We start from the raw sequence: 12,747 nt of genomic DNA, 5'->3' as shown, positions 1-12,747 counted from the left end.
GGATGCCAGCCATGCGGCGCATTAGCGTCGCTGCATCGAATCGGAGGTTATGAATGAAAATCTGGTCCCTGGCGGCGCTGGCCGCTCTTTTTACTGTCTCCGCCTGCGAAACCCTGAGCGAAAGCTATTTGATCGAACGGGACGACCTGATCAATGACAGCGGCATTCACGTCTATAGCGACCTGATGGAAAGCCCCTGGGATGGCAGCCGTTACTGGCAGTTCCGGGCATCCAATTCCGCCAGCTTACCCTTCTGTGTTCAAACCGCGCTTGAGAGCGTCAGCTACTCCAACGGGTACGACATGGGCCAGGTCTATTATTTGGCCCCAGGCACCAGCATAGACATCGGCTATGTCCATGCGCCGGCTGACTTCCAGTTGCACACCCGCACCTGGGATCCCGATGTAAACGGCAATTGCTGAGCCCTGCCGGCGAGCGAACCCGAATGACCCCCACGCCCCTCCCCGAAGAAGTCGCCCACATCATCCAGCTCGCCATTGCCCCGGTGTTCACGCTGGCGGGTATCGGCGCGCTGCTGAATGTGATGGCAAACCGGCTTGCCAGGGTGGTGGACCGCTGGCGCGCGCTCGAGGCCGCCCTGCCGGAGACCGAACCGCTCACCCGCAGCCTCTACCATTCCGAGCTCTCCGTGCTGGACAAGCGTATGGAGCGGATCCACCGCGCCATTTCGCTCTCCACGGCGGCCGCGCTGCTGATCTGTGTGGTGATCATCCTGCTGTTCACCGGCCAGCTGGTGCCGATCCCGGTTGCCCAGGCTGTCTCTATCCTGTTCGTCACCTCAATGCTGCTTCTCTCGGTGGCGCTCATTTCCTTCCTGATGGAAGTCCGCATCGCCAGCCGCACCCTCCGCGTCACCCGCGCGGTTCTGGAAGCGGGAAAGCCTGGAAAACGGGGATAGGCACCGCGCCTATCCAACACGCCCCGCCCCCCATGTCATCCCAGCCAGGGCCGCGCAGCGGCCGCAGAGCCGGGACCTTCTCTCCGCTCTGGCGCCATCCTCCAGAAGGTCCCGGATCGGCCCTCCAGGCCCTCCGATGACACGGAACAAGGGAACCTTATCCAACCGGGTACGCATCCGGCCAAACTCCCCCACATCTTCCCCACAGGGGCCGGACAGACCCAGGGACAGCGCCCGCCAGTCCGGACACTGACATTCCAGGAGACACGCCCATGGCGAGACGAAAACGCGAGCGCCGGCTGGACTATGCGCAGATCAGCCATCCCGAGGACCGCGCCGCCCTCCTGAGGCTCAGCGGCGCGCCCGCCTGGCTGATCGCCCGCGCGCAGCGGGAGGATCGTCCAAACGCCCTGCGCGCCCTTGGCAATCCCCAGCGGCGCCGGAAAAAGGCGTGCCCTATTTCTCGCCGGCGGCCTTGCCCATCTGACGCAGGATCCAGACCGTGATCCCGATCATCACCAGCACCAGAGCGCCAAAGCCTGCCAGCGCGCCCACCGCCAGGGGATCAATCGTCAGATTACCGATCTGCATGTGAGGCCTCCTCCTGCATCCAGGTTCTGATGGGAGGATACGGAAAGCCTGCCTCTCGGGAAACCCGCGTAAAACTACCTAGGCTGGGAAAACCCCCGCCCGGCTGAGCGCGCTGGCAACAGGATGGCCCAGCACGCCTTCGAGCCATTTTGCCGTCTCGATCAGACAGGCCAGATCCAGCCCCGTGTCAAATCCCGCGCGCTCCAGCATCCAGACGACGTCTTCGGTGGCCACATTGCCCGTCGCTGCCGGCGCAAAGGGGCAGCCGCCAATGCCGCCGCAGCTGGCATCGACTACGTCAATGCCCGCCTCCACAGCGGCAAACACATTCGCAAGGCCCGCCCCGCGCGTATCGTGGAAATGCATCCGCAGGAACACATCGGGCGCCTCGATCCGCACCCGGTCAATTGCGCGGCGCACGTCCCAGGGCGTGGCCGCCCCGATCGTGTCGCCCAAGGCGAGTTCGGCGACGCCAGCCCTTTGGGCCTGCGCGGCGAGGCTGCCGACGACGGCGATATCCACATCGCCCGTATACGGATCGCCGAAAGCCACCGAAATGGTTGCCGTCAGCGGGAGGCCCGCCTCATGCGCCAGCGGGGCGCACTTCGCCAGCATATCGGCGCTCTCCTGCGGGCTCATGCCCTGATTGCGGCGCCCGAAAGCCTCGCTGGCCACCAGCACGAAATTGATCTCATCGGCCTTCGCCTCGATCGCGCGGCGCATACCGGTCTCATTCAGCGCAAGGGCGATGTGGCGCGTTGGCCGTGTCCGGTCGACCCCGGCGAATACGGCCGGGGAATCGGCCATCTTGGGCACGGCCTTGGGGCTGACGAAGCTGCCCGATTCCATCCGCCGGACACCCGCCGCCTCCAGCCGCGCAATGAATTCCAGCTTCTGCGCGACGCTCAGATTGGCCGGATCATTCTGCAGCCCGTCACGCGGGCCTACTTCCACAATGTCGATACGGCGGGTCATCACGTGTTCCTATCTGCCTGTAAATGCCGGGGCGCGGCACTCCACAAAGCTCGCCACCCCTTCCTTGAAATCATGCGTCGCAAAGCTTGCTTCCATCTCGCCATCTGCCACTTCCAGCGAGGCGGCGTAAGACTGGAAATAGCTCTCGCGCACCTGCCGCTTCATGATCGCCACGGAGCGCGGCGACACCTGCGTGGCCAGATGCCGGGCAAGATCGTGGACATACCCCATCAGCTCATCCCCCGGCATCGCCTTGTTCACCAGGCCAATCCGCTCGGCCTCCGCCCCGTCAAACTTGCGCGCCGTGAACAGAAGATCGAGCGCGTTGGCCTCCCCCACAAGGCGCGGCAGCTGCCAGGCAATGCCATGTTCGGCAATCAGGCCGCGCTGGGCAAAGGCGGTGGTAAACTTCGCGTCGCTTGCCGCATAGCGCATGTCGGCAAACAGGGTGAGGATGAGGCCAATCCCGGCGCAGGGCCCATTGATCGCCGCGATGATCGGCTTGGGGCAGGCAAACATATGGCCAAAGCGGCCGGGGAACATCTTCTCCAGCTCTGACGGCGCCTGAGGCTTCGGGGCGGCAGGCCGGGTCTCGTTATAGTCCGCCCCGGCGCTCGCCTGGATCGACTGGAGCCCGTTCATGTCAGCCCCCGCGCAGAAGCCGCGCCCGGCGCCCGTCAGGATGATCACACGCACGCCCTCGTCCGACCCGCCGGCCCGGATGGCCGTCTCCACCTCAACCTGCATCGTGCCGGTCCAGGCATTCAGCCGCTCCGGACGGTTCAGCGTGATGGTCAGCACACCGTCCGACAGCTCGCTGAGAATCTCCTGATATGCGCTCATGACTTGTCTCTCCCCTGTGGTCTTTGTGCCAGTCTAGACACCTATCCCACGAATGGGCAGACGCAAAACCGCCTTCGCCTGCGCCTTGACTTGCGCGCTGCCATGAGCGACCGCTGCGGCGATGACCGCCTTCCCTCCCCCCCTCTCCGGCAGCGCGCAGGACGAAACCGCCGAGCTGCGCCCGCGCTTCGACGAGAGCGGCCTCATCGCCGCGATTGCGCAGGACGCGGTTACAGGAGAGGTGCTGATGCTCGCCTGGATGAATGCCGAGGCGCTGCAGAAAACCATAGAGACCGGCCGGGCCACCTACTGGTCGCGCTCACGCGGCGAAATCTGGGTCAAGGGCGAAACCTCTGGCCATATTCAGGAAGTCACCGAAATCCGCGTCGATTGCGACCAGGATGCCGTGCTGCTGAAAGTGCGCCAGACCGGCGGGGCCTGCCACACCCACCGGGAGAGCTGTTTCTACCGGCGCGTGGACGGGTCTGCGCTATCCTTCCCCGGCGAGGCAGACTAGGCTTCCCCGAAAACCGGAGGAATTCGCCATGCCCCTGCCCACATCGCTCACCCAATTCCTGCTTGCCGGCACGGCCGCAGCCATCCTCTCCGCCTGCGCCCCACCTGCCGAAGCCCCGGCAGCAGAGGCGCCCCCGCCCGCCGCCGAAACCGCAGAGGCAGCCGCCCCGGCGCTCTATGTCGATGTGCTCGATTGCGGCACCATCGCGATCTCCGATCTCGATGCCTTCTCTTCAGCGGGCGACTATGCCGGCCAGGCCGACGAGTTCACCAACACCTGCTATCTGGTCAACCACCCCGATGGCCGCCTGCTCTGGGACCTTGGCTTGCCCTCCCAGCTCGTCGGCCAGCCACCCTTCACCCAGCAGATCTTCACTGTCTCGGTCGATCGCTCGATCACGGATCAACTCGCTGATCTTGGAGTGGCGCCGTCAGAGCTCACCTATGTCTCGATCTCGCATGCCCATTTCGACCATATCGGGCAGGCTGATCAGGTCCAGGGCGCCACCTGGCTCGTGAACCAGACCGAGTATGACTACATGTTCCCGGCCGATGGCTCGCCCCCTGCAGACCCCTCACTGACGGCGAACTTCGCCCTATTCCAGGCGATGAACAAACAGATCATCAGCGACGGTCATGATGTCTTCGGCGATGGCAGCGTCGTGATCTTCGAAACACCCGGTCATACGCCGGGGCACACGTCCCTGCAGCTGACCCTGCCGGAAAGCGGGCCGGTGCTGCTGACGGGCGACCTCTATCACCGCTCCGAAAGCCGCGCGCTGGGCCGCGTGCCGCGCTTCAATTCCAATGAAGAGAACACGCTGGCCTCAATGGCCATCTTCGAAGCCCGCGCCACAGACCTTGGCGCCAAGGTGATCATCCAGCATGAGCCGGCGGACATCGACGCGCTCGGCGGCGTTATTCGCTAGGGCGCGGGCTCTTCCTCCGCAGGCAGAGCAGCGGGCCGGATGAAAATCCGGTCCTCCCGGGCGGCAAACTCGCCCCGCCGGAACTCGCCGGCGATGCTTGCCGTCAGGCCGGCCTCCTCCAGCACAGCGGTAATCCGCGCTGCGCGGCGATGCCCCAGCGCGCGCTCGTCAAAGGTCTGGGCGGCCAGCGCGTTCGGCAGATAGGCTACCACCTCCACCTGGCCCGCCCCCCAGCGCTGCAGGGCCCAGACCTGATCGGCCAGCATATCGGCAGCGCGCGGGGCGAGCGCATCGTCATTAGGCGCAAACGGAATGGGCAACAGCGCCAGCGGGGGTGGCACAACAGAGATCGTCCAATCGGCATAATTCCGCGTCAGCCCGTCCTCAAGGCTGCGCCAGGCCGGCAGGGTTACGCCTTCGGTCGGCGCAGCCGCGAACACGGCGGAACGCGCCTGCGCGTCGATGTCTGCGGCGGAGAGGTTGAAGGGAAAGGCCGCGCGCAGCTCCCGCTCGGTCCGGCGTTCCTGGGCCAGCGCTTCGAACTGGGACATCTGCGCCCGCAGCGGCGCGCCCAGCGAAGACTCCGCCGCCTGAAGGAACCGGGCTGTCGCCGTATTATTGTTGTCGTCCACCTGAATCTGGTCGATCGACACTTTCACCGTCCGGCGAAACCGCTCTGCCAGCCGCTCTGCCAGCGCCGCTTCGGCGCCCGCCACACGGTCATTTGTCAGCACGGTCGCCTGCAGCACGATCTGATGCTCCCCACGCCGGGGGAACGCCACATCCATATCGGAAAGCCGCGCTTCCCTCCCCTCGAACGGGAGCAGCACTATATCCCGCGCCACATCCCGCACGCGGGTCTCATAGGCAATATCGCGCAGGGCAAGGCCCAGCGGGATCGACAGGGCGACGAACACGCCGACGATCAGCCCCGTCTGCCAGAAATTGTGCTTTGGGCTATGGCGCTCGCCAAACCCGTAAAAGCGGGACAGGACCGTCACCGACAGCGCAATCGCCAGAAGGTTTGTCATGTAGAGAAAGAACGCGCCGCCCGCCAACTGGAACTGCGCCGTTGCAAGGCCATACCCCACCACGGCAAGCGGCGGCATCAGGGCGGTGGCAATCGCCACGCCCACAATCGTCTCGCCCTTGCGGTGGATCACGGCATAGCCCCCGGCCAGCCCCGAGAACACGGCAACCAGAAGATCAAAGAAATTCGGCCGCGTCCGCGCCAGGATCTCCGGCGTCACATCCGTCAACGGAGAAAGAAAGACGATCAGAAAGGACGTTCCCAGCGCCAGACCCGTACCGATAGCCAGCGACACAATCGCCTCGCGCAGCGCCTTCAGTTCCAGGATCGAGAGCGAGAAGCCCATCAGCATGATCGGCCCCATCAGGGGAGAGATCAGCATGGCGCCGATGATGACCGCCGGGGAGGACAGAAGCAGACCCAGAATGGCGATCCCGCAGGACATTGCCGTCATGAAGAGGTAACGCCCGGAGACGCCGCCTTCCTCATGGACGTGATCGACCACTTCCATATGATCGATGCGGCGGATGCCCCGCCAGCGGGCAACTCGCAGACGGCGATACCATTCCGGGCGCCGGGGCGGCTTGTGCTCAGCAGTATCGGTCATATCCCGTCCTCGTCAGAGAGTCCGCCCAGGCATGGTTTGCGCTAAGGCCGCCGGCACGCTCAGTGCGTGGCGGCAAAAGCAGGTTCAGTTGCCACCCTCGACCAGGCGGCGGGCGATGACCATCGCCTGCACTTCGCCCGCGCCCTCGAAGATGTTCAGAATACGTGCGTCCTGCAGAATGCGGCTGATCGTGTATTCCAGCGCAAAGCCGTTGCCGCCATGGATCTGCACGGCATTGTCCGCCGCCGCCCAGGCAACCCGCGCGGCCAGCAGTTTTGCCATACCGGCCTCAAGGTCACAGCGCTTGCCGTTATCCTTCTGGCGGGCGGAGAAATAGGTAAGCTGGCGCACGCCGACGAGTTCGGCCGCCATCATCACCAGCTTGTTGGAGACGCGCGGAAACTTGAAGATCGCCTGGCCAAACTGCTGCCGGTCCAGCGCATAGCGCAGGCCCGTCTCGAAGGCGTTCTGGGCCACGCCCACAGCGCGCGCGGCCGTCTGGATACGGGCGCTCTCGAAGGTGGCCATCAGATGCTTGAAGCCCTGCCCTTCAACGCCGCCCAGCAAATTCTCGGCCTTCACCTTGAACCCGTCAAAGCCGATCTCGTATTCCTTCATCCCGCGATAGCCGAGCACTTCGATCTCGCCGCCGGTCATCCCCTCCGCCGGGAACGGGTCGGCATCGGTGCCGCGCGGCTTTTCGGCCAGCAGCATCGAGAGGCCCGAGAAATTATTCGTCGCCGGATCAGTCCGCGCCAGCAGCGTCATCAGGTCGGCGCGCACAGGATGGGTAATCCAGGTCTTGTTGCCCGTGACGATATAGTCGGCGCCATCGGCAGACTTCACCGCGCGTGTGCGCAGCGAGCCAAGGTCAGACCCGGTATTGGGCTCGGTAAACACCGCCGTCGGCAGGATCTCGCCGCTGGCGATCTTCGGCAGCCATTTTTCTTTCTGCGCCGGCGTGCCCCCGATCAGGATCAGTTCAGCAGCAATTTCCGACCGCGTACCGAGCGAGCCTGTGCCGATATAGCCGCGCGAAAGTTCCTCGGAGACAACGCACATCGCCGTCTTGCCCATGCCAAGGCCGCCAAACTCTTCCGGAATCGTCAGCCCAAAGACGCCCAGCTCCGACATCTCCTCAACCACATCCATCGGGATATAATCGTTGCGCAGGTGCCAGCCATGGGCATGCGGCTTGATCCGGTCAGCGGCGAACTTCGCGAACTGATCGCGCACCATTTCCATCGTCTCGTCGAGACCGGTCGCCTCTACCGTATTGCGCGACAGGGCGTCGGGCAGCAGCGCCGCCGCCGCCGAGAGAACCGCCTGGCTCTTCCCCTCGATGATCAGCTTGCGGATGACGGGCACAGCGAACAGCGCGTCGGCCGCCTCCAGGCTGCCGAGTTCATGTGGGCGGATCGTCTCGCCCTGGTTCATCGGAATGCCGCCGATGATCTGGGCGCAATACTCGCTGAACAGGATCTGGGAGAGCAGCGCCTCGGCTTCGCCAAACTTGCCGTCTGCCTCCAGCCGCGCGGCCCATTCGGACACCTGGCGCAGCGTTTCCACATAGGTGACGAGCCAGGAGAGGCCATGGGCCAGGTGCTGGTTGCGCTCGAAGGCGCCGCGATCGGGTTTCCCGTCAGCGCCGGCCAGCAGGCCCCGCGCGCCAGCAATTGCGGCGGCCGCATAGGTGTCCAGCGCGGTGACCGCTTCGGCCAGCACGCCCACGAGCCCCCGAAAAACCGTGCCTTGGCCCTGTTCCAGCGTATCTGTTGCACCCATCGCGTCTCTCCCTCAAATCTGTTGCCGCCTCATGTCGCCGAATAGGATAGGGCGGCAAGCGCTTTCTGGCATATCCATGTTGTGCGGCGCAACATCGCGCCGGAGTCCATCTCCCGGCCTCAGCCTTCCAGTTTACGGTAGCGCGCGGTCTGGGAATGCGCCAAGGCCCGCCCTGCCGGCTCCGGCAGCAGGCGTGTCAGCGTCGCCACCGCCTTGTTGAACAGGCCGGGCACCACCACCGGCTGCCCCCGGTTGACGGCATCAATCCCGGCTTTCACTACAGGGGCGGCCTCCATCCACATCCATTTTGGCATCTTGTTGGTCGTCTCCCGCATGCCGTTCACATCGTGAAACTCACTCCAGGTGAAGCCGGGACACAGCGCCGTGCAATGGACATCCTTGTGCCCCAGCGTCTGGCATTCGGCCGCCACGCTTTCGGAAAACTTGATCATCGCGGCCTTCACGCTGCCGTATAGCGTGTGTCCGGCGCTGCCGGGCGCATACCCGGCGAGCGAGGCGACATTGATGATCCGCCCGAACCCGCGCGCCGCCATGCCCGGCAGTACCCGGTGCGTCAGCTCAACCGGCGCCAGATACAGAACCTGCAGGAAATCGGCCTGATCGGCCCATGTCGTGGAGAGAAACGTGCCGGGAAGTCCATAGCCGGCATTGTTCACCAGCGCGTCGATCTCCCGGCCCTGCAGCGCGGCAATGATCCGGGGCGGCGCGCCGGGATTGGACAGATCCTCCGGAATGACCTCCACCAGCACGCCGTAACGGGCATGCAGCTCGGCCGCCAGAACCTGCAACCGGTCCGCCCGCCGCGCCGTCAGCGCCAGATTCCAACCCAACGCTGCGTACTGCGTCGCAAACTCAGCACCTATGCCGGAAGACGCACCCGTGATGAGGCAAAGTCGCCTATTCATGCCCATTTTTAATGCTCGCCTCGTGAGTTGTGTCAGAAATGCAACAAAAGCATAACTAAAGCATGGCGTTAGCGCGGCCTGCTTGTTGATTCTGCGCCGCCCTCACCTTACGGTCAGTTCAGGTTTCCACAACCGCCCGCCGGCAAGCCGGCACACACGCACACGGAGTGACCAATCCCATGCAATTCAAAGCAGCTCTTTCGGCGGCCGTTGCCGTCCTCGCACTTTCCGCTGCTGCCGCGCCGGTCTGGGCGCAGGAGCAGGAAGGCGAATCCGCCCGCACCCTCGATACCGTCGTCACCGTCGGTACCCGCGTTGCCAACCGCTCAGCCCTCGACACCGCCTCCGCGGTAGACGTGGTGTCTGCAGAGACGATCCAGAATATTGGCGTCGGCGAGCTTAACCAGGCGCTCTCTGTCAACCTGCCTTCCTACAACTTCCCCCGCCCGGCCCTCACCGACGGCACCGACTCTGTCCGCCCCGCCGCCCTGCGCGGCCTGGCGCCCGACCAGACCCTCGTACTCGTCAATGGCAAGCGCCGTCACTCGGCCGCCCTCGTGAACGTCAACGGCTCGATCGGCCGCGGCGCTTCGGCGGTTGACCTCAACACGATCCCGTCGCTGGCTGTCGGCGGCGTGGAAGTTCTGCGCGACGGTGCCTCGGCCCTTTACGGCTCTGACGCGATTGCCGGCGTGGTCAACGTCCGCCTGCGCGAAGCCAATACCGGCGGCGCGATCCAGGCGAGCTATGGCTGGCGCGAAACCGAATACACCGTGCCCGTCATCGCCCCCACCGCTGCCGGCGTGCCCAACCCCGGCACCACCGCCACCCGCGAACGCTCGGACGGCCATGTGCTGACCGTCGCCGGCTGGAAAGGCTACACCCTCGGCGAGGACGGCTTCCTCACCATCACCGGTGAATATAAAGACCAGAACCACACCGAGCGCTCCGGCTATGACAGCCGCCAGCAATATCCCACGGTGTTCCCGGAGGGTGAGGCGATCATCAATCGCTGGAATGGCTGGACCGGTGAGCCCGACCTCGAACAGCTGAGCTTCTTCGCCAATGCCGGCTACACGCTTGCCAATGGCGTCGAGCTTTATGGCTGGGGCAGCTTCCAGGACCGCGAAACGGTCTCCGCCGGCTTCTTCCGCCGCGCCAATGATGCCCGCAACGTCATCGAAATCTATCCGAACGGCTTCCTGCCCAAGATCAACCCGACGACTACGGACTATTCTGCTCTCGGCGGCGCCCGCTTCAACTGGGCTGGCTGGGATGTCGATGCCTCGCTCGGCTATGGCTCCAACAAGATGGAGTTCCAGATCATCGACACCCTGAACCGGTCCATCGGGCCTACATCGAAAACATCCTTTGATGCCGGTGGATTTGAGAGCTCACAGCTGGTTGGCAACATTGGCTTCGTCAAAGGCTTTGCCGTGGACGGCCTTGCCTCCGATCTCAACGTCGCCTGGGGTGTGGAAGCCCGCCGGGAAACCTATGAGATCTTTGCCGGCGAGCCCGACTCCTATCGCAATGGCGGCGTGCTGCTGAACGGCTCTCCGACGGCATCGGGCGCGCAGGTGTTCCCCGGCTTCCGCCCGGAAAACGAGCGCGATGAAGACCGCACCGCGGTCGGCGTCTATCTCGACCTTGAAGCCAACGTCACCGACAAGCTGCTCGTCTCCGGCGCCATGCGCGGCGAGTCCTATTCGGACTTCGGCGAAGCCCTCACCGGCAAGCTGGCCGCCCGTTATGATCTGACCGAAAGCTTCGCGGTCCGCGGCTCGATCCAGAACGGCTTCCGCGCCCCGTCGCTCCAGCAGCAATACTTCACGACCACATCGACCAACTTCATCAGCGGCGTGCCCTTCGACATCACCACCTTCACCGTGGACGATCCGGTGGCTGTGGCTCTGGGCGCAACCCCGCTCGACGCTGAAAAATCGGTCAACTATGCCCTCGGCTTCGTATTCCGGGCCGGCGCCTTCAACCTTACCGTCGATGGCTACCGGATTGATGTCGAAGACCGCATCGTGCTGTCGGAAAACCTCACCGCAACCAACGTCCAGGCTTACCTGCAGGGGCTCGGCTTCGTCGGTTCGGGCGGCGGCCGCTTCTTCCTGAACGGCGTCGATACCGAAACCACGGGCGTCGACATCATCGCCAACTATGCCTTCCCGGAAACAGAAATCGGCACCTTCCGCGGCACGCTCGGCGCCAACTTCAACAAGACCGAAGTGACGAAAGTTCCGGCCGTTCCGCAACTGGCGGCGCTTGATCCGGCACCCGTCCTCTTTGGCCGCGTCAACGTGCTGACGCTCGAAGAAGGCGCGCCGAAGGACAAGTTCACCGGCCAGCTGGACTGGGAACGCGGCCCGTTCGCCGCAACGCTCCGGGCGATCCGCTATGGGGAAGTGCTTGTTCCGGGCACCACGGCAGCAACCGATTACACGCTGGACCCGAAAACGGTTGTGGACCTGGAAGCCCGTTACAACTGGAACGACCGGGTCACCCTGGCCCTCGGCGCAGATAACATCTTCGACGAGTATCCGGATGCAGCGCCCGCTGCGCTCAACAGCACCGGCAACACGCCCTTCTCCACCTACTCGCCCTTCGGCTATTCGGGCCGCTTCGTCTACACGAAAGCCACCCTGAAGTTCTAAGGCGCGATCCTTCCGCTTACCAACAAACGCCGCCCTTCGGGGCGGCGTTTTTCATTGCCCTGAGGGCAGCGCTTGATCTCTTCAGGCCCGCCCCTACTGTCCGGCGCCAGCACACCAGTCTCGGGGGAAGACAGCATGGCCCGCATTCGCGCCAACGGCATTGAACTGGAATATGACACGCTGGGAAATCCCGCCGATCCGGCCATCCTCCTGATCATGGGCTTTGCCTTCCAGATGACACGCTGGCCCGATGCCTTCCGCCAGGGGCTTGCCGATGCCGGTTTTCACGTCATCCGCTTTGACAACCGGGATATTGGCCGTTCCCAGGAAATGGGCGGCTTTTCCAGCTACACCCTGAACGATCTTGCCGCCGATGCCGCCGGTCTGCTCGGGGCTCTCGGGATCGGCCGTGCGCATATTGTCGGCATGTCGATGGGCGGCATGATTGCCCAGCTGATGGCGCTCGACCATCCCCACAAGGTTTCCAAACTGGTCGCCATGATGACCTCCTCCGGCGCGCCCAACCTGCCCCCGCCCACGCAGGAAGCGCTCGCCGCGCTGACCGCCGTGCCCATGCAGCGCACCCCCGAGGCCATCGCCGACATTGCCGTAAAAGCCCAGCACGCCATCGGCTCGGCGCCCCACCTGCGCAACAGCGCAGACACCATCCGCCGCGCCGCGATTGAAGACTTCCACCGCTCAGACCGGCCCTTCGGCGTCATCCGCCAGTTCACGGCCATTCAGGCCCAGCCGCGCTGGCATGAGCGCCTCGGCGCCGTCTCCCACCCCACGCTCGTGCTGCATGGCGCGAACGATCCGCTGGTGCGGCCCGCTGCGGGCGAAGACATTGCCCGCCGCATTCCCGGCGCCCGGTTCAAGGCCCTGCCCGGTTGGGGCCATGATCTCGCCGACGCCATGTCGGAAACTCTCGCCGCCGAGATCACGGCCTTTCTGAAGGAATAA

General features: G+C 64.5%; 12 protein-coding genes. 6 read left to right on the top strand and 6 right to left on the bottom strand.

The window, feature by feature from the left end; genetic code table 11:
- Positions 1-53: 53 nt before the first annotated feature.
- Both ACQKI2_RS03270 and ACQKI2_RS03265 read left to right on the top strand, forming a co-directional pair.
- On the top strand, positions 54-422 hold the full coding sequence (locus tag ACQKI2_RS03270; RefSeq protein ID WP_427378298.1) for a hypothetical protein: 369 nt from the start codon (positions 54-56) through the stop codon (positions 420-422).
- A 23-nt stretch (positions 423-445) separates the two neighbouring features.
- A complete protein-coding gene (locus ACQKI2_RS03265; protein ID WP_427378297.1) occupies positions 446-919 on the top strand; it encodes a DUF2721 domain-containing protein in 474 nt (157 codons plus the stop codon).
- A gap of 456 nt (positions 920-1,375) precedes the next feature.
- Here ACQKI2_RS03265 and ACQKI2_RS03260 read toward each other — a convergent pair whose 3' ends face one another.
- The 3 genes from ACQKI2_RS03260 to ACQKI2_RS03250 form a co-directional block, all read right to left on the bottom strand.
- Positions 1,376-1,510, bottom strand: a complete 135-nt coding sequence (locus ACQKI2_RS03260; protein ID WP_427378296.1) for a hypothetical protein — start codon at positions 1,508-1,510, stop codon at positions 1,376-1,378.
- 78 nt (positions 1,511-1,588) lie between these two features.
- Positions 1,589-2,485: a hydroxymethylglutaryl-CoA lyase gene (locus ACQKI2_RS03255; protein ID WP_427378295.1), complete on the bottom strand. Its 897-nt coding sequence runs from the start codon at positions 2,483-2,485 to the stop codon at positions 1,589-1,591.
- Between the two features lie 9 nt (positions 2,486-2,494).
- The gene (locus ACQKI2_RS03250) at positions 2,495-3,328 is read right to left on the bottom strand and encodes an enoyl-CoA hydratase (protein ID WP_427378294.1); all 834 of its coding nucleotides are present in this window, start codon (positions 3,326-3,328) and stop codon (positions 2,495-2,497) included.
- Between the two features lie 121 nt (positions 3,329-3,449).
- On the opposite strand from ACQKI2_RS03250, the gene hisI reads away from it, so the two are divergent.
- On the top strand, positions 3,450-3,845 hold the full coding sequence (gene hisI, locus ACQKI2_RS03245; RefSeq protein WP_427378293.1) for a phosphoribosyl-AMP cyclohydrolase: 396 nt from the start codon (positions 3,450-3,452) through the stop codon (positions 3,843-3,845).
- Positions 3,846-3,873: 28 nt separating this feature from the next.
- Positions 3,874-4,773 carry an N-acyl homoserine lactonase family protein gene (locus tag ACQKI2_RS03240; RefSeq protein WP_427378292.1) on the top strand — a complete coding sequence of 300 codons (900 nt, stop codon included), beginning with the start codon at positions 3,874-3,876 and terminating at the stop codon, positions 4,771-4,773.
- Here ACQKI2_RS03240 and ACQKI2_RS03235 read toward each other — a convergent pair.
- The 3 genes from ACQKI2_RS03235 to ACQKI2_RS03225 all read right to left on the bottom strand — a co-directional run bounded on the left by ACQKI2_RS03235 (position 4,770) and on the right by ACQKI2_RS03225 (position 9,121).
- Positions 4,770-6,410, bottom strand: coding sequence for a DUF389 domain-containing protein (locus ACQKI2_RS03235; RefSeq protein ID WP_427378291.1), 1,641 nt, complete (start codon positions 6,408-6,410; stop codon positions 4,770-4,772). The two genes, ACQKI2_RS03240 and ACQKI2_RS03235, sit on opposite strands and share 4 nt — an antisense overlap.
- Positions 6,411-6,494: 84 nt before the next feature.
- Positions 6,495-8,195, bottom strand: coding sequence for an acyl-CoA dehydrogenase family protein (locus tag ACQKI2_RS03230; protein WP_427378290.1), 1,701 nt, complete (start codon positions 8,193-8,195; stop codon positions 6,495-6,497).
- 119 nt (positions 8,196-8,314) lie between these two features.
- Positions 8,315-9,121 (bottom strand): SDR family NAD(P)-dependent oxidoreductase, encoded by an 807-nt coding sequence (locus ACQKI2_RS03225; RefSeq protein ID WP_427378289.1) that lies wholly within the window; start codon positions 9,119-9,121, stop codon positions 8,315-8,317.
- Between the two features lie 179 nt (positions 9,122-9,300).
- Between ACQKI2_RS03225 and ACQKI2_RS03220 the strand changes: the two genes are divergently transcribed.
- The gene (locus tag ACQKI2_RS03220; protein ID WP_427378288.1) at positions 9,301-11,784 is read left to right on the top strand and encodes a TonB-dependent receptor plug domain-containing protein; all 2,484 of its coding nucleotides are present in this window, start codon (positions 9,301-9,303) and stop codon (positions 11,782-11,784) included.
- 135 nt (positions 11,785-11,919) lie between these two features.
- A complete protein-coding gene (locus ACQKI2_RS03215) occupies positions 11,920-12,747 on the top strand; it encodes an alpha/beta fold hydrolase (RefSeq protein WP_427378287.1) in 828 nt (275 codons plus the stop codon).

Source organism: Hyphomonas sp. NPDC076881 (assembly GCF_050269995.1).
In the GTDB taxonomy this organism is placed as follows: domain Bacteria; phylum Pseudomonadota; class Alphaproteobacteria; order Caulobacterales; family Hyphomonadaceae; genus Hyphomonas.
Note: the sequence above shows the minus strand (reverse complement) of the source record. Positions and strands in the feature narration are given on the sequence as shown.

Coding starts and splice junctions, on each gene's coding strand:
- hisI (WP_427378293.1), top strand. CDS start 3,450: ATGACCGCCTTCCCTCCCCCCCTCTCCGGCAGCGCGCAGGACGAAACC.
- ACQKI2_RS03225 (WP_427378289.1), bottom strand. CDS start 9,121: ATGAATAGGCGACTTTGCCTCATCACGGGTGCGTCTTCCGGCATAGGT.
- ACQKI2_RS03230 (WP_427378290.1), bottom strand. CDS start 8,195: ATGGGTGCAACAGATACGCTGGAACAGGGCCAAGGCACGGTTTTTCGG.
- ACQKI2_RS03220 (WP_427378288.1), top strand. CDS start 9,301: ATGCAATTCAAAGCAGCTCTTTCGGCGGCCGTTGCCGTCCTCGCACTT.
- ACQKI2_RS03240 (WP_427378292.1), top strand. CDS start 3,874: ATGCCCCTGCCCACATCGCTCACCCAATTCCTGCTTGCCGGCACGGCC.
- ACQKI2_RS03265 (WP_427378297.1), top strand. CDS start 446: ATGACCCCCACGCCCCTCCCCGAAGAAGTCGCCCACATCATCCAGCTC.
- ACQKI2_RS03215 (WP_427378287.1), top strand. CDS start 11,920: ATGGCCCGCATTCGCGCCAACGGCATTGAACTGGAATATGACACGCTG.
- ACQKI2_RS03270 (WP_427378298.1), top strand. CDS start 54: ATGAAAATCTGGTCCCTGGCGGCGCTGGCCGCTCTTTTTACTGTCTCC.
- ACQKI2_RS03250 (WP_427378294.1), bottom strand. CDS start 3,328: ATGAGCGCATATCAGGAGATTCTCAGCGAGCTGTCGGACGGTGTGCTG.
- ACQKI2_RS03260 (WP_427378296.1), bottom strand. CDS start 1,510: ATGCAGATCGGTAATCTGACGATTGATCCCCTGGCGGTGGGCGCGCTG.
- ACQKI2_RS03235 (WP_427378291.1), bottom strand. CDS start 6,410: ATGACCGATACTGCTGAGCACAAGCCGCCCCGGCGCCCGGAATGGTAT.
- ACQKI2_RS03255 (WP_427378295.1), bottom strand. CDS start 2,485: ATGACCCGCCGTATCGACATTGTGGAAGTAGGCCCGCGTGACGGGCTG.